We start from the raw sequence: 19,393 nt of genomic DNA, 5'->3' as shown, positions 1-19,393 counted from the left end.
CTGTTCAAGGGCGCCTTTTCCCCGGACCTGAGGAGGACGGCGAAGAGGCGGGGCGCGCCTTGGACATGGGGCCCTCTCGTTCCTCGGGCGTGAGGACTCTCTCGCCCCTTGGGCGCGGGGGAACGCGTCCCTCCCCCCGTGTCATCCTGAGCGAGGCGTGGGGCTACGCCCTCCCTTCGTGTCATCTCGAGCGAGGCGCCTGTGTCAGGCGCCCACTCCGCGTCATCCCGGGCAGCAGGTTGTCCTTGTGTGTCATCCTGAGCGAAGCGCCCGCAGGGCGCGGAGCCGAAGGATCTGGTTGCACGCGGGCTGCGCAGGCGGGCGCACCGTGCCCGGGGCCAGATCCTTCGGCTCGCTTCGCTCGCTCAGGATGACACGGGGGATTGAGCGTCAGGCGCGCTGGCGAGGCAGCAGGCTCGTGAGGTCACCCTTTGACAGCAGCGTGATGCGACGCGTGGCGCGCGAGATAGTGGTGTAGAGGCGATTCCGCGCAAGGCGGCCGCCACCTGCGGGGAAGGCGCGCTCGCTCGCGTCGGAGATGATGACGTGGTCGAACTCAAGGCCCTTCGCCAGCTGCAGCGGGATGAGGACGACACCGCTTTCGGGGAGGGCGTCGCCCTTGCCGATGAGGGCGAGGGTGGCTTCGCCCGCAGCTTTCCCGACGTTTGCGCCGAGCAGCTTCGCCAGCTTCTTCGCCTCGCCCTTGTGCGGCGCGATCACGGCCGCGAGGCCGCCGCGCTCCCGCACGTCGGCGCCCGCCTGCGCGACCGCGCGCCCGAGCGCCTCCTCCCATGCGGCCTCGTCCGCGCACGTGACGACCTCGGGCGCCGCGTCCTCACGCTGCACCGAGGCCACGCGCACGCGGTCGCCCTCGGGGATAAGCCCCGCAAACAGCGCGGTGATCTCGGGCGTCGAGCGGTAGCTCGTCATGAGCTGGCAGACGGCCACGCCGGCCGGCGCGTCATCACCGGCTGCAGCCACGCCCGCCCCCGCGCGCGCACCCGCACCGTCACCAGCCGCAGCCGCGCAAACCCCTGCGCCCACACGCACCGGCGCGCCGTCGCCAGCCAATGTGCCATCGGCCGCTGCCGAACCCGCCCCCATGCCGCCGCCCGCCGCCGCACCAGCGCCCGCTGCCACGCCAGCGCCCGCACCCGCCGCCTGCGCGAACACCTTCCGCACCTCGTCGAACGTCGCCGTCCCCTCCGCGATCGCCTGGTTCTCGTCGCCGAGGAGCAGGAAGTGCGCGCGGCGGAAGTAGCGCGCGAGCACCCGGAGCTGGGCCACCGTGTAGTCCTGCACCTCGTCGATCATCACGTACTTCGCCTGCGCGTTCCCCAGGCCCGTGAGCGCGATCTTGAGGTAGAGCCAGGTCACGGGCGCGAGGTCGGTCGTTCCCAGCAGGCGCATGCCGATGCGGTCGACGCGCAGCCACTCGTCGTTCTCCACGGCCGCGAGCACGCCTGCGTGGCGCTCGCGCAGGTAGCGCAGCGCGAAGGACGCCGCCTCCCGCTCGTCCTGGGGGTCGGCCACCTCGCCGAACAGGCGCAGCTGCTCGTCAAGCGGCAGCGCCGCGACCTCGTCCTGCGCCTCCTCGCGCACCGCCATCTGCGCCAGTTTGCTCTCCACGCGCCGCAGCAGCTCCTCGCGCACGAGCGTCACCTGGTGCGGGCCGGCGGTCGCCTTCGCAAACTTGCCGAACACCTGGCGGATCTGCGCCGCCGAGAGGAACCGCACGCCGCCGTCCCTCACGTCGCGGAAGTCGTCGGGCTCGAACGCGAAGCCCTCCAGGGCCGCGTCGATGCGGTCGAGCAGCTCGGGCGGCACGGGCGTCTTGGCGGTGCCGCGGTCGGGCGGCAAAAGCGAGGCGGCGAACTCGTCCCACGTGAGGATCTCGGGGTTGCGCTCCCCCAGGTCAGGCAGCACGTTCTCGATATAGCGGCGGAACAGCGCGTTCGGCGTGACGAGGAACACCTCGCGCGCGTCGAGCGTCTCGCGGTTCTGGTAGAGCAGATACGCGATGCGCTGCATGAGCACGCTGGTCTTGCCGCTGCCGGCGATGCCGCCCACCAGCAGCGCGGGCACGTCGGCGTGGCGCACCACCTGGTTCTGCTCGCGCTGGATGGTGGCCGTGATGGCCCTCATCTGCGCGCTGCGCTGCTGCGAGAGCGATGCGAGGAGCAGCGCGTCCTGGATGGCCACCGTGGTGTCGAAGCAGGCGTTCAGGCGGCTGCCCGCGATGTCGAACTGGCGGCGCAGCTTGAGGTCCACGTTGATGGTGCGCCCGTTGGCCACGTAGGACGTGGGCCCGTTGTCCTGATTGTAGTACACCTCGGCCACGGGCGAGCGCCAGTCGACCACCATGCGCCGGCAGTTGTCGTCCGAGATCCCGGCCGTGCCGATGTAGAACGCGCGCGGCGCGGCATCCGGCTTGTACTGCAGCTCGACCTTCGCGAAGTACGGCTGGCGCAGCAGCAAGCGGATGCTCGAGAGGCGCTCGGCGTCGAGGCCCTGCGCGACGTTGTACGCGTCGATCACGCGGTTCATGGCCGCGAAGTCGGCGTAGGTCTCCATGGCGTCGGCGTAGGTGGCGAAGTTGGGCGCGAGCTCCTCGGACATGGAGAGCTTGTCGGCCGCCGCCTGCTCCCCCGTGCGCTCCATCTTGGCCACCAGCTCGCGCGCCATGCGGACCAGCGCGTCATAGGTGGACGTGAGGTGCGCCTGCTCAGCGGCGAAGACGGGGTCGGAGGCGTCATCGGGGGCGGGGCTGGCCGACCCGACGTCGTCAGAGATTGGCGCGTCCGCGCCCGCCCGTTCGCACTCCCCCGTCACCTCAGCACCTTCGCGCATCTCTTCCGGCATAGGCCCTCCTTCGTCAGTCGCCTGATTCTAGCAAAGACGACGAGGTCCCGCGAGGACTACTTCCCCGCGGGACCTCCAGTTGACATCCCAAAAACGCGTCGTCCCTACGACCCGCTCGAGTCTCCCGCCCCCTCAGGGCTCTCGTCCTCGATCACCGTCGTATCCGCGTTCTGCACCTTGCCGTCATAGGTGAGCGTCGCGTCCCCGAGCACCTCACTCGGATCCCCTCCTGCATCCACCACGGCCATCAGGCGCGCCCACTGCTCAGGAGCCTCCTCGGTCAACCACAAGCCCGTCTCGTCGTCGAGGCCGCCCTGGTAGGGACCCGTGCACGTGTAGACTGTCACGTTATCCGCCTGGGCCATCTTCGTCGCCCAGTCAATCAGGTCGCTCAGGGGGATATCCGTTTTAACCATGCCTGCAAGCGTCTGAATGTGCCCAGGGATCTCACTCACCGGCGAGGAGAGAACCTGCTTCATCACGCCGAGCATCATAGCACGAATGTTCGCTTGTCGAACGGCATCCCCTGCATCGGTAACGTCGGCGTAGTCGGTGCGCATGCGAGCCAACGCCACCGCCTCGTTGCCGTCGAGCACCTGGGGACCCGCATCGAGGTGAACCATCGGCTGATCCTTCGTGTAAACCTGGTAGTCAATGGCATAGGGAACGTCCACCATGACGCCGCCGAGATTGTTCACCACCTGTTCAAGTTGATCGAACTCAAGCTCGACATAGTGGGAGATGGGAACCCCCGTGAGCTGAGACACCGCTTCGACGCAGGCCACCTCGCCCTGCTCGGCGAACACCTGGTTGAGCTTCACCGTGCGTCCGTCAATTTGATAGGGCGTATCACGAGGAACCGACACCATCGTGATCTGGGCGTTGTTGAGGTCAACGCGGCAAAGCAGCATGGCGTCACTGCGAGCACCGTAATTCTCCCAATGGTCAGAGCCTATGACCAGCACGTAGAACGGCTCCTGGTAGTCAGCTTCGGTCAGCGCCCCGGCGAGCTCGTCTGCATCGCCCTGGTAGGCCATGCTGTCCTTGATGCCGTTGTAGTACAAGCCAGCCGCAGCGCCCACGCCGACGATGGCCACCAGCAGAACCGCAAGCACACCGACAAGCGCCTTCTGCCACCCGCGCATCTTCTTCTTGCGCTTGCGCTTCTTGATGACAACCTGCCCGTCATGATAGCCGTGAGAAGAGCCGTGCTGCCCTCCCGAAGACGGGGGAAAGGCCGCGTAATCACCGCTTGCGCCCGAGAAAGGCTGGGCATGTCCGCCGTGAGCTGCCGATGACGAGGAACTCGCGGGCGCCGCCCCGGACGGACGCGCCGAAGGACTCGCCTGCGCAAAAGCCTGACGGCGAGGATCATTGCTCCGCGCTGCGCCAGAGCCCCCGCTTGGCTGCCGACGACCCGTCGCCTGACCGGGACGTCGGCGCTCCGGCATGGCATGAGACGCCCCCTGCGGCCGCCCCGCAGGCGACGAAGGCCCTTGGGGCGATCCCGCGCCTTCGCTGGAATAAGAGGCGTGATTGCCTCGACGATGTTCTCCCTCGTTATGCTGCGACACCAACAGTTCCTCCTGTGAACTAGCGTATAACACCTGTTTGAGTCTTGCGCATTATCACACAGAAAAATGGGGGCGGGGGTTCGTACGCGCAATCACCAGGACAAAACCGCATATCAAAACGCAGGCGGAGCAATCGGGGGCAAACGCCGCCTCATTTTCGCCAAAGCGCAACGACGTATTTGCTTGATGCGCGCCACGTCGAAACGGCGCTCTCGCCTAAACGATGCGCGCATCCGAGAAAAACCTGAGGGATCTCCGTTGCAAAACGTGCTAGGCGTTTCGCGCTATGATAAGCGCCTTCGCAAGAGCATTCGCACGATGCAGGCCTGCCCAGAAAGGAGACGCCCATGAGCACCTCAGCCGCCCATCCACCTTCGCCCAGCAGCATGCTTTCCGAAAAGAGCGAGAACTTCGCTCGCGAAGCACTTCGCGATAACCTGAAAAACTTCGCCCGCTCTTTGGCAAGGCTCAATGACGCCGAAAGGGACCTCATCAGCCTCCTTGGCGGCCTCGAAGAGACTCTCGCAGCCGTCCCCCAGCAAAGCTCACTCGAAGGACCCTCCCTCAGCGAAGAGCGCTTCCAGGCAGTCCCAAGCCCGCCGCGGATAACCCCCTTCCAACAGCCTCACCCCACGAAAGTGCTGCGCGCAAGAAGGCGCAGTCGGCTGCTCTGAGAAAGACGGTTGAGGGCCAGCGCCTCTACGCGTCGCGCCCGTCGAGGATGTCGCTGATCTTGTCGTGCACGGACGCGAGGCGCTCGAGGTCGACGTAGGTGAGCTGGCCGCGGCGGCGCATCGTGTCGCGCAGCTTGAACAGGGTCGCCTCCACGCGCGCGACGTCGCGGTCGAGCTCGCCCATGAGGTCGGCCACCGTGGCGCTGAACTCCTCGAACACCACCGCCGCCTCGCGCTTGTCGCGCGGCTTCTTCTCCTTGAGCACGCGCGCGAACTCGCGCTGGTAGCCCGGCTCCTGCTTGACGAGCTCGAGCGCCGTCATGGAGCCGAGCTCGCCGCGCTCGTAGGGCTCGTAGAGCTCCGGGACGAGCTTCTTGGCGATGCGCGTCTGGCGCTTGTAGGTGCTCGCGGTCATGCCGAGCATGCCGGCGATGATGTCGTCGGTGGGCACGGCGTGCCATTCGGGGTGGTCGGCGCGCAGCTCGGCCACCTCGGCCTTGAGCTGCTCGGACTGGCGGATGCGCTCGTCCTTGGAGACGGGGCGGAAGATGTTGGCCGAATGCAGGATCAGCAGCGCCTCGGCGTCCGAGAGGCCCCGGGCCACGCGCGCGTCGACCATGCGGAAGGATTCGTCCTCGTCGGCGAGCTTGCGCAGCGCGCGGGTGCGGCGGTGGCCCGAGAGGATCTGCAGCCCGCCGTCGGCCACCTCGCGCACGTAGAGCGGCTGGATGAGCCCGACCGCCTTGATGTTCTCGGCGAGCGACTCGATGGCCTCGGGGTCCATGGAGTAGGAGTTGGAGGGGTGCGCCCTCAGTTGGGTGACGTCGACCTTGCGCTCCTCGACCGTGAAGCCCGACCCCGGCGCGAATCGCGTCGAGTTCGTGTCATTGCGCCTGCTCACCGCCACAAGCATCCTCCCCTTAATCCTGAGTTCCCGGTCCTAGAGCTAGCTTCTGGCTCCAAACCACCGAATACGGACCAACCCTCAAAGCCGCGTTCTAGGCACTGAGCCTCAAGCTCCAGCCCCGAGACCAGCCCCGAAAGCCAATCCACCAGGCGCATTATACACTGGGAGCGGAATGAGCAGAGTCTGCGAGCAGCTGCTCGAACACCCCTCCCATTTTGATGAGGGGCTTCACGTCAGCATGGTGAACAGATCCGTCCGAGAAGTAAGCGTAAACCGTGAAGTCCTCACCAGGTACCGCTTGAACAACAGCGGGCATGTAATCCACCGTACCTCCTTACATCAAAGGGGCAATGACGTTCAACGGGCGACCATCTTTGGCGAGCTCCCAGTTCTGCATGAGCTCATCCTCATGAAGCTCTGACCAGGCGAGAACGAACTTCAGCTGCCGGGAGGATGTGGTGCGCGTCGCCCGCTGCGACAAGCAAGCCCTCCTCCTCGAAGCCCGACACCCGCGTCGTCGCCGCGCTACACAACGATCACATGCGGCTCCCCGTAAAGGCCAAGGAGCTCATCGTGGGTGAGAAGCAGCATGTCGGAAACCTTGGACTGGGCTACGAGCAGCCTGTCGAGCGGGTCCCCGTGGGCGCTGCCGACCGCTTCGCAGTCAAGGTCCTCGTAGGCGACGATGGCCGAGGACGACAAGGCGATCAATCCCTGCGATAAAGCCGTCTCAGCATGCGACGGCTTCCCCTTCATGATTCAGCTGGTGGATCGAGATAGACCCAGAACATTAACTTGACCAGGCAATTTATATGAGATTAATGGGATGATTCGACTTGACGAGGCGCTCGAGCGGCGATATGCCTGCTTGGCGGATAGGACGGGAAGGCCTTGCTCGTGCTACTGCAAGCGCGCCCCCGAAGAGGCCATCGACCACCCTTGGCGCCCGCGCAGGAGGGCGCAGGGTTGCTCGCCCTGCGCCCTCCCCATGCGGCCACGCGGCCCATGCAGCCCACGCGGCCCATGCAGCCCACGCGGCCTATGCGGCCATGCGACCACGCGGCCCATGCAGCCCACGCGGCCCATGCAGCCCACGCGGCCCATGCAGCCCACGCGGCCTATGCGGCCACGCGGCCACGCGGCCACGCGGCCATGCGGCCTGGCCCACGCGGCCCACGTGGCGCTCCTGATTTATGCGGCGGGCTCCTGCTGGGTGATGCAGTGGATGTTGCCGCCGCCGAAGACCACCTGCTCGGACTGCACGCCCACGCACTGGTAGACGCCCTCGCCCCATACCTCGTCGTAGATCTGCTGGAGCGTGTCGACGGCCAGCTGGTCGTTCTCGTCGCCGTACTGCGGCACGATCACGCCGTAGTTGGTCACGAGGTAGTTCATGTAGGAGGCGATCAGCGGCTCGTCGGCCACGCGCGGTTCGGCGTTCTCGTCAGCGTCGATGGAGTCGCAGGAAGCCTGGTCCATGTACAGAGGGTTCGCCGGCATGGGCAGCTTGTACACCTTCAGCGGACGGCCCTTCGCGTCCACGGAGGTCGAGAGCGTCTCGTACGCCTCATGGCACTGGCTGTAGAAGGGGTACTCCGGGTCATCGGTCCAGATGCAGGCCATGACGCCGGGCGCGATGAACGTGGCCACGTCGTCGATGTGCCCGTTGGTCTCCGCGGGGTCGATGCCCTCCCTCACCCAGATGACCTTCTCCACTCCCAGATACTTCTCCAGCTCGTCGGTCATGTACGCGCGCAGCTCTTCGCTCCAAGGCTCGAACTTCCTGGCGTACGCAGGCCAGATGGTGTCCTCTTCGGCCTCCTCGGCGAGCACGGCCGAGGCGGTGCGGCCCGGAGAGAGCAGGCACTGGTCGGTCACCACCACGGTGCCCTCGCCGTCCACGGTGATGGAGCCGCCCTCGAGGATCATGTCATCGGGGCGGTAGCGGCGACAGCCCGCCAGCTCGGCCATCTTCTCGGCGATCTGCTCGTCTTTGTCCCAGGGGAAGTACAGGCCGTCGACATGTCCGCCGTACGCGTTGAAGTGCCAGTGGCAAGCGCGCTTGCCGCCCTTGCCGTCGATGACGAACGTGGCGCCGGTGTCGCGGAACCAGGCGTCGTCGGTGGTCATCTCGATGACGGTCACGCTCTCGTCATCCTCGAAGACCGCCTTGCAGTTGGCATAATCGGCCTGGTTGGCGCACATGTACACGGGCGTGAACGCGGCGATGGCGCGCGCGATGGCGGCGTACTGCCTTTGGGCGGGCTTGGCGCCGTGCGCCCACGTGTCGGTGCGGTGAGGCCAGCCCATCCACACGCGCGTCTGCGGGGCGAACTCGGCCGGCATGTAGAAGCCGTCAGCCGCCGGGGTGGAAACGGATTCGGGAATCGTCTTCATGGGAAGTCCTTTCGCGATGTTATTCGTCAAGCGCTTCCGCAGCTTCACCTGCGAGGCGCTCTTCGGCCAGCTCCGGGGTGAGGCCCTTGAACTCCTCCTTGCGGCCTCGCGCTGAGATCACGCGCACCACCTCGCCCATCAGCAGGAACACCACAAAGATCACCAGCATGGGCAGCTTGTCGGCCACTTCCTCGCCCGACAGCGGCACGATGGTCGCCACGATGGCCAGCACGAGCTCGATCACCGGGATGGCCAGGATGACCTTGCAGGCCGTGCCCGAAAACGGGAAACGATACACGCGCGGGCGGTTCGCGTCAACCTTGCGCAGCTTCAGAAACGCCGGGAACATGGGGATGTAGGTGAGCAGCAAGAACACGACGCTCGTGGCGAACAGCGTCCAGAACAGTCCCTGGGAGATGCTCTCGTCGGGGATCAGCTGGATGAGCAGCACGGCCGAGGCGACCACGCCGTTCACCACAGCCGCGCCGGTGGGCATGCCGGTCTTGGGGTTCACGTGGGAGAACACGCGCGGCAGGTTCTGGTTCTTCGCCGCGTACTCGGCTACCGCGTTCACGCCGAAGGACCAGGACGCCATGTTCGCGAACAGGGTGATGAGGAACACGACGGCGATGATGATGAAGAGGGGGCTCGCTTCGCCCACCATCGTCATGACGGCCACGATCATGCCGAAGTCCGGGTCTATCTGGTCGGCCGGAATAGCCGCGCCGATGCCGAAGCCGCAGAACAGGTAGATGGCGCCGATGGCCAAGCCGCCCATGATGATCGCCTTGGGGATGTCGCGGGCGGGGTTCTGCATGTCCTTGGCGAACGTGCACACCACCTCAAAGCCCATGAAGTTGAAGATGATGATGGACAGGTACCCGAGCGCGGCGGTGTTGGTCACGTCGGGCAGGAAGGTCGCCGGGGACATGTCGTTGGCGAAGCCGTTCATGCACGCAAACCAGATGCCGAGCACGCCCACGCTGATGGCCACGAGAACCTTCAGCACCGCGCCGCCGTTCAGGATCCACTCGGAGTCAGACACCTTCGAGAAGCTCATGAACACGACGATCCACACGAAGACCAGCTCGATGAGGAGCGTGATCGGCAGGTTCGCCTCGATGTCGACGCCGAACACCATGCCGAGGATCGGCGGGAACAACGTCGCCAGGCTGGCGATCCACAAGGGGAAGTTGATCCAGTAGTACCAGCCGATGCGCGCGCCCCACTTGTCGCCGAGCGCGTCGCGCACCCAATCGTAGATGCCGCCCTCGGAGTCGTAGGTAGTGCCGAGCTCGGCCACCACCATGCCGTAAGGCAGAAGGAACGTAACGATGAGGAAGATCCACCAGAAGAACTGCTGGTTGCCGATGGCCGCCGCCGGAGCCGCCGCCTCGCACACGAACACCACGCAGATGACTGAGAGGATGACGCTTACGAAGGAGAACTTCTTCTTACCGCTCATGAGGGTAACTCCTTAATGTGAGGAATTGGCTTGACGGAGCTACAGGCCGCGCTTGCCGAGTTTCGCCATATGGGCGTCGACTGCGGCCTGCGCCTCGTCGGCTGCGGCGGCATCGCGCGGGCCCTGGGGGCACAGCGTCGCCAAGATGGCGCGGATGGAGTGCTTGCGGTTCTCTGCCTCCACCCAGCACAGGCTGCGCTCGGGGTCATCCATCACCGCGTCCACGACCTCCTCGCCGCGCGTGGCCGGAAGGCAGTGCATGAACTTGGAGCTCGGGTTGGCGAAGTCCATCATCTCGGGCGTCACCTGGTACTTCGGATAGAACACGTCCAGGTAGCTGGCGCCTTCCTCCTCCTGGTCGTACAGGCCGTACCACACGTCGGTGTACACGAAGTCAGCGCCCTTGATGCACTCGATGTCGTCGGAGATGGTGATGGTGCCGCCCGACACCCGGCAGTTCTCCTGCCCGATGGCGAGCAAGTCCACCTTGTTCTCCACCTGCAGGCCGCCGTCGGTGATCTGATGGCCCTTCGGCCCGAACTGAACGAAGTCCATGCCCATCTTCGAGGCGATGAACATCAGCGACACGCACACCTGGGTGGCGTCGCCGATGAAGGCGAGCTTGCAGTCCTCGATCTTCTTGCCCTCGGGCAGGTTCTCGATCATGGTCATGAGGTCGCCGAGCTCCTGGGTGGGATGGTTGTACTCGCTCATGCCGTTGACCACCGGCGCGGCGGAGTACTTCGCGAGGTCCACCACGTCCTTGTGGCGGTCGACGCGCGCCATGAGGATGTCCACGAGCGAGCCCATCACGCGCCCCGAGTCCTCGATGGACTCGTGTCCGCCGAGCTGGATGGAGCCCGGGCCGAAGAACTGCGCGTGGCCGCCCAGGTCGGTCATGGCGGTCTCGAAGGAGATGCGCGTGCGGGTGGACACCTGCTGGAAGATCATGCCGAGCGTCTTGTTCTCCAGCAGGAGCGGGTAGCGCCCGCCCTCTTTGATCATCTTCTTCATGGCGATCGCCAGATCCACCATGTCCAAAAGCTCTTCCTTGGTGAAGTCGTTGGTATCAAGATAATCTTTGACCATGGAATCCTCCTTAGGGACTCTCCTCGACCCCGCGCACCTTGGCGGCGGCGCCTTCTCTTCCGCAGCTCTTCGTCATGGAACCTGCGGCTCTTGACTCGCATCATGGAGTCGGCGCGGATGCTTGGAAAGTCTCGTCGGAGATTATTTTTCACACGACGTGGCATAACGCAGGCTTATATCCAAAATAATCCCGCAGAGCGAACCAGGTGACGGGGCTTTTGTGCTTCAATAGGCTCTATCGAGCCGCCGCAGTTCACCTGCCGGCAAAAGCAGTCCAGCGAGCGTCAATAAACCAATCCCGATCGGCAAACCGAACCTGAGTTTAGACGAGGAGCATTGCGTGGAAACTGCTTTCTATCTCTACACCCTTCTCATCATGGTCGTCTGCTTGGTGGCGGGGTCGGTGTCGCTGTCAGCCTACTTCGTGTCGCATCGACGCTCGTTTCTCTATGCGTTCTCCATGCTGATCTTCTACTTCCTCGATCTGGCGCTCATTTTCCAGTACGAGTACCTGGGGCAGAACATCGCCTACTCGTTCGAGTCGTTCTACGCCATCGATCATCCGGCGCTGCGCATCCTCATGGGGCTGGGAACCTTGCAATCGCTCTGGATGGTGGTGTGCGACCACCTCAACGAGCGGCGCCCGCTGCTGATCGTTGCGCCGGCTGTTGTCTTCACGGCGTTGTCGGCGATCATCATCGTCGCCCTGCCGGAGACCGCATTGCGCCAGTGGCTGTTCTACACCATGCGCCAGGTGTTCATGCTGTGGTGTCTGGGTTATGCGCTGCTGCGCTACTGCACCACCACGAGCAGGGCGGAGAAGGCCCGCCTGCATCGCCACGAGCGCCTGTTTGTCGCGACGACCGCGCTGGTCTTCATGATCGTGCTCGAGGACGTACTCATGATCCTCGTGCTCGACCCGGACATCATCGGCAACGCCACGCTTTTACCCCTCTACATCTCCGAGCGCAACTTCTCCGAGAACATATTGATCGTCATGTTCTCCTTCGTCATCCTGCGCGCCGCGTCGGCCACCTTGCACCTGCGCTTCAAAGAGCCGCCGATGCCCGAAACCCCCGATCTGAGCGCCTATATCGACGACCTGCTGCCCGCCTACAGCGAGCGCTACGGCCTCACCGCCCGCGAGCGAGAGCTGCTGCGCCTGATCCTCCAGGGGAAGAACAACCAGAACATCGCGAGCGAGCTGCAGCTGGCCCTCGGCACCGTGAAGGCCCACGTGCACAACATACTGAAGAAGACCGGCCACTCCACCCGCCAAGACCTCATCCAGGACTTCTGGAAGGGATGAGGAGGGGGGGCGCGATAGACGCCGCAACCCCATGCCGCGAAACGACGCTTGGCTATCCGTAGATGTCGCGCCTGTGCCCTATCTCGATGGCCAGCACGACCAGCTCGTCGTCCCTGATCTCGCAGAGCATGCGGTAGTCACCCACCCGGTAGCACAAGGAGGCATGAGGCGGTAACTGAGCCGCAAGTCTGACGCGTGCTCGGTGCATCCCGACGAATTCTTGTGATATTCAGCACATTAGAACTTGCGTATTCTTGTAGAAATGGACTCTTGTGAACTGACGTATTCTTGCATTTTCCATCGGGAGGCCCCAGGATGTTCAAGCGAAAGTGCTACGACAAGCTGCTGGAGTGGAAAAGCGCATCCGCGGGCAAGAGCGCCGGCGCTCTGCGCGTCGCCCGCTGCGATAAGCGATCCCTCCTCCTCGAAGCCTGACGTCCGCGTCGCCGCCGCGCTACACAACGACCACATGCGGCTCCCCGTAAAGGCCAAGGAGCTCATCGTGGGTGAGAAACAGCATGTCGGAAACCTTGGACTGGGCTATGAGCAGCCTGTCGAACGGATCCCTGTGGGCGCTGCCGACCGCTTCGCAGTCAAGATCCTCGTAAGCGACGATGGCCGCGAGCGAGACCGGGAGGAGGCGCAAGCCCGACTCCTCGCAGGCCTCCGCGAACTCACGGGAGGTGAACGGGATGCTCCCGGGCCTTGCCACCGACTTGATCGCGATCTCCCATACCGAGATGTCGCTCACATAGATCTCGTTGCCGGCGTCGAGTATGACCTTCCTCGCCGAGGGCGACAAGGCGATCAATCCCTGCGATAAAGCCGTCTCGACATGCGACGTCTTCCCCTTCATGATTAAGCTGGCGGAATGTCGCTCGTGGCAGGAAGCAGGCACCACCTCGTCGACTGCGGCATGAGGAACTACCTGCAAGGCTGCAGGGACGCCGACCAGGGACGCGTATTCGAGAGCATGGTCCTCCAGCAGCTTTCCTGCGACGGATTTGGGGTGTCCGTCGGAAAACTCAGGAACGGCGAGGCGACTTCGTTGCGACGCGCGGCGACGCGAAGGCGTACGTGCAGGTAACCGAGGGCATGTCCGATGCCGAGACGATGGAGCGCGAGCCGAAACCGCTTCGCGCGATACGTGACGCGTATCCGAAGGTGGTCATCGTCATGGGGGGGGGACCGCCCCGCGGAAGTCGACGGGACCCCTCCCGATCTCGACCCAGTGGCTGCCGTCCTCATGGCCAAGCCCAGCCCTCTCCCTCTGATTCTCAAAGCACCTCACGATGTGTTACAATGCAATTCTGATAGACGTACGTTAGGAGCTCATCATGAGCACGATGACCATCCGCTGCGACGAGGCGGACAAGCGCGCCGCCGCCGAGGTGGCCGAGTACTACGGCTTCGACCTGTCGAGCGTCACCCGCGCCTTCTGGAAGCAGATGGCGCGCACCCGCAGCATCCCGCTGGAGCTCGGCGGCCGCGAGCCGAACGCGGAGAGCGTGCGCAGCATCCGCGAGGCGGACGCGATCGTGGCCGCGGAAGGGACGGGGGAGTCCTACGACACGGCCCGGAGCCTCCTCGACGCGGCGAGGGCCTGAGGGCCATGGGAAGGCTCCGGGTCCAGTTCGCCCCGTCGTTCAGGCGCGACCTCAAGAGGCTCGACAGAAAGCACGTCGACGACGCGCCCCTGGAGGAGGTGAGCGCGCTCATGTAGCGCGCAGACACGCGCTACGACCTCTTCAGGTAGCCGATCGGTTCCTTCGTCACGAGAGGCGAACAAACCCGAAGCGAGCTAGCCAAAGACCACGAAAGTTACGTGAAGGGAGATTTAGCATGGTTTTCGCCATCCTTCACGTGACCGCACGTCTCTGCAGCTACCCGATCAGCCTGTTTGCGTCGACGTCAAAACCCATGCTCTTAAGTTCTTTCAATAGTGATAGCTGCCACCCGTTCTTGTGGGAAATGAAACCGATGCCCACAATGTCGCTCGGCAGTTCCGCATCTTCATCGACAAGCAGGATGACGCGATCGCGACCGAGACGGCCGATGAACATGCCCGCCTCGAACACAACGTTCTGGCGAGCGCGATGGTGCAGCTCTCCGCCGCAAAGACGCCCCTCGTCATCGGCGGTCATAAGCAGGATAGCCGCTCGAACGTCAGAATGCGCCTCCAGCTTCTCAATAATGGTCATGCCGCCGTTGGCCTGCTCGAACAGCACAACCGGCTCGATGCCCTGTTTCTCCAACAGCATCTTGACCTCAAGCCGCGCAGCGTCATCATGGCCATGTACGATGAATATCCTCCCGCTATCGCCTACGACATCGAAGCCAGACCCCGCGACGGCCTCAGGCCAGCAAAGCTTGGCGTTGCAGTCATCCATCATCGCGTCCAAGCAAGCGATCGCTGTAGATATGCCGCGGCAGAAGTCCTCGGTCGCATGAGGCGGCATAACGTCTTCGGTCCCGCAATACTCAGTTGCAAAGCTTATGGACTCAATCTGCTCCCTATAGCCCATCGCAAGCTGCGAATGCTCGTCGAAGAAATGGCTGACTTGAGCACGCCATGCCGCAAATTCGGAACTGACGACTGTTTGCGAGTTAGCCCCGTTAAGCAACTGAACCGCTTTATCCCTAAGCGTCCGAACGCCTGCGGCCTCTGCGCTCGCAGCTCTTTCACCAACACTGATACCATCCCGCTTCATACCACGGTCCTCAGCTTGTCTCTCAGCTTCCGCGCGTCACCGAGATTGTCGTAGACAACCTTAGCACCGACCGCGACTGCTCGAGGACGATAGCGATCAAGACCACTCCTTATGCCGTCAAGGTCAGAGAACGTCGACACGGTGTCCTCGATCAGATCGTCATCGCATCGACCCTCGGCCAAGGCCGCTTCTAGCTTATCAATGCACTCGAAAACAACCCCCATATGACCACTTTCTCAGAAAACTGAATCTGACAATTGTCCCATACGCTCTTTCGTACACCCCCCATTATTGCTAGCCCTTCGATCTGCGCGCCTCTTTAGGGCATCTATCGTATTTAAGCTTGCGCAAAGGCGCCATCGCGTTGAAGAAGTTCGGCTTGAAGTAGTCCAGCAGGAATTCGGGGAACGCTGACAAGACGAATACTCTCCCCTCTTCCCTCAGCAACCGCCGCTCTTCGTGGAAGATTGACTCGGGGGTGGCGAGCGCCCGATAGGACTCGAACGTTAGGTCGTCGATGCCGAGTAGGCACTTACATCTCAGTGCGAAAGAGGAGGTCGCGCCCTTCCACTGCACCGAACCCATATGACACCCCGAATTCGGGTTGCCGTCCCCGGCAGCGCGCTTGTAGCCTGCGATTGATCCGGCATCGACATAGCAGTTCGAATAGGCCTGGCACTGATCTGCGCGGAAATCGTACAGAGCCTCGACCATCGGGTAGCTGATGTAAAGCTTTCCGTTCTCCGTCTCGTTGTCGAAGGCGGCCAGCATCTCGCTTGCTAAAGCGTCGGCTTCCTTTGCCGGGAAGTAGTTCTGATGGGGGTCATAGTCGAAGAACAGGTAGATCTCGTCCACCGAGCCCCTGCTGATCCCTTCGAGCACCTTGGCGGCAGAGGGAACCGACTCACGAAGAACCTCAACCACGTCGGTGTCGAAGTCGTCGGCCGCCAGGAGCTTGTAGAGCATGTATATGTTCTGCTCTGCCGGAAGGCAAATCACGTTGACCCTGCGATCCAGGAAGCAGCTGGCCATCTCCCTAGCGAAGCGATAGTCCCTGTCAAGCCCCTCGACGATGAACAGCGTCGTCGGGCTAGGCATCGAAGGTACCTGCCTTGAACATCTTCTGGATGTTGTGGGCTGCGCGCAGCTCCTTTTCGGCCAGCTTGTCCAAGGAGCGAACATCGCCGTCCTTGAGGATGAAGTAGGCGTCCGGCCTGAGAAGGTCGTTGGACAGCAGGTCGGTGTTGTGGGTCGTCAGGAAGACCTGAACGTCCTCAACTCCCTTCAACATCGAGACGATGGCCTCGGAGAGCTCGAAATGATAGAAGGCGTCAAACTCGTCTATGAAGACGAGGGAGGCCTCGCTCATCCTGATGAACCAGTAATAGTACAGAGCGAGCGACTTAGTTCCCGTGGACGCGATCGAGCCGAACGGCACGCTCGTCTCCACGAACCTGCAGTAAAGCTCCGGAAGGCCGTTCACGTCGACCGAAACGAGCTCGTAGTCGATTCCCTGGGCGGAGAGGAACCGCTGGAACTCCACCACCTTCCCCTCGCGGATGATCCCCCGAGTGAAGCTGTCCGACCCGACGGACAGGCCCTGATAGCCGCGCTCGTCGAGGGAATAGAACATAAGCATTCCGTCGACGAACGAGACGAACGAGATGAACGCCCTGGTGGCAGCGCTTTCCTGCAAGATGGCGTTGCTTCTGACGAACTTCACCCTGGACAGCTTGTCCGTCTCGGCAGGCAAGGCGGACGACAGCATCAGCGACTCGGCGCCGGCAAGGGACACATGCCCTTTCCTCATGGCGAAGTCGTAGCTCAGAACCTCTTCGCCGCCGATGCTGAGGCGCTCGTAAACGAGCGTCACGGGATCCGTCTTGCCGTAGCGGTAGACGACCTCAACGCCGTCGAAGAGGAACTCGTACTCGAACTCGGCCATAGGCTTCTTTGAGTCGAGGCAGAGGTAGGGATAGTACTTCTGCAGCAGCTTCTCTTTGTCGGTGAGGTGCAGAATGATGTCGAACATGGCCAGTGCCAAATTCGACTTCCCGCTGCCATTCGCACCGTAGACCATGCCCTTGGTCTTTGTCCCCTCGCGCACGACTTCCCGGTTGAATCCGTAGTTGGCCGGGTCAGACAGGTCGAACGTCATCCTCCTCTCGAAGGACTTGAAGTTCGAGACCGAAAATCTCCTTAACATGGCTGGCGCTCCTTTCGTACCCTGCAAGAGAAAATACCTGGCATGATTCCAGGTGTCAAGTAAATATGTAATTTTTTTACAGCATAGTCGGAATAAAAATTCACTGAGGAGCGGGACGAGAGAAGGAAAGGCAAGGGGCTGCATGCTAGCCCCGAAGAAGAAGACGGTTCACGCACGCGGCGGGTTTATCCCAGCATAGATCTCAACGATGGCTTACACTAATCTTCGGGATTTAGTTCCCGAGCCAGCCTCCAGAGCACCACCTAAAACAAGCGTCGATCAAAAAAGCAGGATCAGATTGCAATGCCAACAAAAGAAAACGACATCAAAGGAACTGAGCCTTGCATCATTGCCTATTTCGACATTCTTGGTTATAAGGACTTCCTGAAAAGCAACGACAATGATGAGTTCGCGCTGTTGTCTTCGATTGACGAAGAGTTCTTCAAGCTCAATCAACTCAACAAGAATAAGGGCTTGGCGCCGATAGGCCTTAGGACTAAAACGTTTTCCGATAACGTCGTATTAGCGATAAAGTCTACGTCAGACTTGGAGGAGAAAGAGCCATTTGATTTCCTAGCAGCTTTGCTGTGCATTCTCCAGTTGCGTTTTCTCGAACGGCACAACCTCTTAATTCGCGGAAGTCTTGTTTTCGGAGACATTCTGGTCAACGAAAGCATGGCTTTCGGAAAAGGCCTGATTGACGCTGTCGCTGCCGAAAACGAGAGGTCAAAGTTTCCAAGAATTCTCATTGACGAATCTGTCGCGAAAAAGCTTGGGCACAATATGAGCCGCCTCTCTTTCATCAGACGGGATAACGACGGTGAGTATTACTTGGACTTCTTTCAGGCTGTAGGTTTTTATACGGAGAATGCGCGAAATGCTGGGTGCTTAGCGAAGATTCGGGTCAATCTGGAGAAACGCATACGAATGTACTGCAAATACAGCCAAAACGTCAAAGTTGACTCAACGATACTGGCCAGAGACCGCATCATCTCCAAGCATCTTTGGATGGTGGAGAAGTTTAACGCATATTGCAACGAGAACGGGGAAGTCGAGCACTCAGTAAGATACCTACCCGTGCTCAACAAAAGGCTGATGAAGTACGAGCTCCGGGTTAAGTCCTAGCCCACTGGCCCACGATCGTCCCATCCATCAGCGAGGAGAAATCCCTGAGAGCCACGCAAGACCTGGACGAGATGAGGCTCAGGGAGGCCACCAAGGTCGTGCGCGAGGGCTGCGCCGAGACGCTGGCCTACACCCGCTTCCCCATGGAGCGCTGGAGGCGCATCCGCACCAACAACGCCACGGAGCGGCTCAACCGGGAGAGCAGGGGTAGTGTGCCCATTGTTGGTGTTTGGCGACTCCGCTTTGGAGGGCAGGCCGTAGGGCCTGGCCGAGAAAGCGGAGCATCATCTAGAGCATGATTGCCTTACCGCATCTTAAGCGGCCCTCTTCCCGATGGCAACACTCTCGTCCTTGGCTATCTCGATTATGGCCGCGGCCTTCCTGGCGACCTATTCGCCGCCGCATGCCTCCTACTCGGGCTCGCGCCGCTCGAAGGCCTTCGCTATCGACGGGTTGCTGAAGTACCTCCTCGTCGACCAGTCCTCGTCCTGCTCCGCGAGTACCGTTCCGACGAGGCGGACGAGCGATGCCGTCGAGGGGAAGACCTGCACTACGCGAGAGCGCCTCTTGATCTCCCTGCTCATGCGCTCTTGCACGTTGCTGGTGCAAAGCCGCCTCCTGCGCTCTCTCGGGAAGCCGGGGTACGCCAGGGCATCCGCCTCGGCCTCCTCCAAGAGCTCTCCCGCGCTCTAGCACAGGCTCCCGACCTCGTCGACCACCCGCGAGCAGGACTCGCGCACCAGGCGAGGGTCCTCCTCCCTGAGCACCGACGCGACGATCCTACCTATGAGCGACCTAGCGCGCTTGGTCTTGGCGCAGACGCGCGCGAGTAGCGCTCCATGGGCTCGTCCGGGAAGTAGGAGCCGATCCTGAGCTTCGGGGTCCTCATCGTGATGGCCCCTGAGCTTGCGCTCGCGATAGCCGTTCCTCGTGTTCTCGGAGGAGTCGGGTAACCGCTAAAACGTGTGGGATTTAGCATGGTTTTCACCATCTTCCGCATGCCCACACGTTTTCCGCCTGTTTTTGCGTGACGGTCCGCTTTCTAGCCTTCCTGAAGCCTCCAGGGCCTACAGT

20 protein-coding genes are annotated in these 19,393 nt (G+C 62.4%); 5 read left to right on the top strand and 15 right to left on the bottom strand.

The window, feature by feature from the left end; genetic code table 11:
* Window positions 1-390 precede the first annotated feature (390 nt).
* Together G7Y50_RS12220 and G7Y50_RS10910 are read right to left on the bottom strand one after the other, a co-directional pair.
* A complete protein-coding gene (locus tag G7Y50_RS12220; protein WP_165056544.1) occupies window positions 391-2,862 on the bottom strand; it encodes a UvrD-helicase domain-containing protein in 2,472 nt (823 codons plus the stop codon).
* Between the two features lie 104 nt (window positions 2,863-2,966).
* Window positions 2,967-3,977 (bottom strand): LCP family protein, encoded by a 1,011-nt coding sequence (locus tag G7Y50_RS10910; RefSeq protein ID WP_165056543.1) that lies wholly within the window; start codon window positions 3,975-3,977, stop codon window positions 2,967-2,969.
* Window positions 3,978-4,783: 806 nt separating this feature from the next.
* On the opposite strand from G7Y50_RS10910, the gene G7Y50_RS10905 reads away from it, so the two are divergent.
* Complete coding sequence (locus G7Y50_RS10905; protein WP_165056542.1) at window positions 4,784-5,110, top strand: hypothetical protein; 327 nt, start codon at window positions 4,784-4,786, stop codon at window positions 5,108-5,110.
* Window positions 5,111-5,135: 25 nt separating this feature from the next.
* On the opposite strand, the gene G7Y50_RS10900 is transcribed toward G7Y50_RS10905, so the two are convergent.
* The 6 genes from G7Y50_RS10900 to ptcA form a co-directional block, all read right to left on the bottom strand.
* Entirely contained in the window at window positions 5,136-6,017 is an 882-nt protein-coding gene (locus G7Y50_RS10900) for a ParB/RepB/Spo0J family partition protein (protein ID WP_165056541.1), read from the bottom strand.
* A gap of 334 nt (window positions 6,018-6,351) precedes the next feature.
* On the bottom strand, window positions 6,352-6,498 hold the full coding sequence (locus G7Y50_RS12275; protein ID WP_370458032.1) for a DUF4160 domain-containing protein: 147 nt from the start codon (window positions 6,496-6,498) through the stop codon (window positions 6,352-6,354).
* A 44-nt stretch (window positions 6,499-6,542) separates the two neighbouring features.
* Window positions 6,543-6,773 (bottom strand): type II toxin-antitoxin system VapC family toxin, encoded by a 231-nt coding sequence (locus tag G7Y50_RS10885; protein ID WP_165056539.1) that lies wholly within the window; start codon window positions 6,771-6,773, stop codon window positions 6,543-6,545.
* Window positions 6,774-7,208: 435 nt separating this feature from the next.
* Complete coding sequence (locus G7Y50_RS10880; protein WP_165056538.1) at window positions 7,209-8,414, bottom strand: agmatine deiminase family protein; 1,206 nt, start codon at window positions 8,412-8,414, stop codon at window positions 7,209-7,211.
* Between the two features lie 19 nt (window positions 8,415-8,433).
* Window positions 8,434-9,879: an APC family permease gene (locus G7Y50_RS10875; RefSeq protein ID WP_165056537.1), complete on the bottom strand. Its 1,446-nt coding sequence runs from the start codon at window positions 9,877-9,879 to the stop codon at window positions 8,434-8,436.
* 39 nt (window positions 9,880-9,918) lie between these two features.
* Window positions 9,919-10,968 (bottom strand): putrescine carbamoyltransferase, encoded by a 1,050-nt coding sequence (ptcA, locus tag G7Y50_RS10870; protein ID WP_165056536.1) that lies wholly within the window; start codon window positions 10,966-10,968, stop codon window positions 9,919-9,921.
* Window positions 10,969-11,308: 340 nt separating this feature from the next.
* On the opposite strand from ptcA, the gene G7Y50_RS10865 reads away from it, so the two are divergent.
* Window positions 11,309-12,277 (top strand): helix-turn-helix transcriptional regulator, encoded by a 969-nt coding sequence (locus G7Y50_RS10865; protein ID WP_165056535.1) that lies wholly within the window; start codon window positions 11,309-11,311, stop codon window positions 12,275-12,277.
* Between the two features lie 52 nt (window positions 12,278-12,329).
* Here the strand turns inward: G7Y50_RS10865 and G7Y50_RS12215 are convergent, their stop codons facing one another.
* Together G7Y50_RS12215 and G7Y50_RS10855 are read right to left on the bottom strand one after the other, a co-directional pair.
* Entirely contained in the window at window positions 12,330-12,485 is a 156-nt protein-coding gene (locus G7Y50_RS12215; protein WP_165056534.1) for a type II toxin-antitoxin system RelE/ParE family toxin, read from the bottom strand.
* Window positions 12,486-12,731: 246 nt separating this feature from the next.
* Entirely contained in the window at window positions 12,732-13,133 is a 402-nt protein-coding gene (locus tag G7Y50_RS10855; RefSeq protein ID WP_165056533.1) for a type II toxin-antitoxin system VapC family toxin, read from the bottom strand.
* A 481-nt stretch (window positions 13,134-13,614) separates the two neighbouring features.
* On the opposite strand from G7Y50_RS10855, the gene G7Y50_RS10850 reads away from it, so the two are divergent.
* Window positions 13,615-13,884 carry a type II toxin-antitoxin system RelB/DinJ family antitoxin gene (locus G7Y50_RS10850; protein ID WP_165056532.1) on the top strand — a complete coding sequence of 90 codons (270 nt, stop codon included), beginning with the start codon at window positions 13,615-13,617 and terminating at the stop codon, window positions 13,882-13,884.
* 276 nt (window positions 13,885-14,160) lie between these two features.
* Here the strand turns inward: G7Y50_RS10850 and G7Y50_RS10845 are convergent, their stop codons facing one another.
* The 4 genes from G7Y50_RS10845 to G7Y50_RS10830 all read right to left on the bottom strand — a co-directional run bounded on the left by G7Y50_RS10845 (window position 14,161) and on the right by G7Y50_RS10830 (window position 17,194).
* On the bottom strand, window positions 14,161-14,988 hold the full coding sequence (locus G7Y50_RS10845; protein WP_165056531.1) for a TIR domain-containing protein: 828 nt from the start codon (window positions 14,986-14,988) through the stop codon (window positions 14,161-14,163).
* Window positions 14,985-15,212 (bottom strand): hypothetical protein, encoded by a 228-nt coding sequence (locus tag G7Y50_RS10840; protein ID WP_165056530.1) that lies wholly within the window; start codon window positions 15,210-15,212, stop codon window positions 14,985-14,987. Before G7Y50_RS10840 ends, G7Y50_RS10845 begins: the two co-directional genes overlap by 4 nt.
* Window positions 15,213-15,282: 70 nt before the next feature.
* Window positions 15,283-16,086 (bottom strand): hypothetical protein, encoded by an 804-nt coding sequence (locus G7Y50_RS10835; RefSeq protein ID WP_165056529.1) that lies wholly within the window; start codon window positions 16,084-16,086, stop codon window positions 15,283-15,285.
* A complete protein-coding gene (locus G7Y50_RS10830) occupies window positions 16,079-17,194 on the bottom strand; it encodes an ATP/GTP-binding protein (RefSeq protein ID WP_165056528.1) in 1,116 nt (371 codons plus the stop codon). Before G7Y50_RS10830 ends, G7Y50_RS10835 begins: the two co-directional genes overlap by 8 nt.
* A gap of 303 nt (window positions 17,195-17,497) precedes the next feature.
* Here G7Y50_RS10830 and G7Y50_RS10825 point away from each other — a divergent pair, with 303 nt between their 5' ends.
* A complete protein-coding gene (locus G7Y50_RS10825) occupies window positions 17,498-18,319 on the top strand; it encodes a hypothetical protein (protein WP_165056527.1) in 822 nt (273 codons plus the stop codon).
* Window positions 18,320-18,390: 71 nt separating this feature from the next.
* Window positions 18,391-18,618: a transposase gene (locus G7Y50_RS12270; RefSeq protein WP_165056526.1), complete on the top strand. Its 228-nt coding sequence runs from the start codon at window positions 18,391-18,393 to the stop codon at window positions 18,616-18,618.
* Between the two features lie 111 nt (window positions 18,619-18,729).
* Here the strand turns inward: G7Y50_RS12270 and G7Y50_RS10815 are convergent, their stop codons facing one another.
* The gene (locus tag G7Y50_RS10815) at window positions 18,730-18,993 is read right to left on the bottom strand and encodes a transposase (RefSeq protein WP_241156605.1); all 264 of its coding nucleotides are present in this window, start codon (window positions 18,991-18,993) and stop codon (window positions 18,730-18,732) included.
* Window positions 18,994-19,393: the final 400 nt, after the last annotated feature.

It is taken from the genome of Adlercreutzia sp. ZJ176 (assembly GCF_011038975.1).
Classification (GTDB): domain Bacteria; phylum Actinomycetota; class Coriobacteriia; order Coriobacteriales; family Eggerthellaceae; genus CAAEEV01.
The sequence above is the reverse complement of the archived record's forward strand: the minus strand, read 5'-3'. Positions and strand labels throughout refer to the sequence as shown.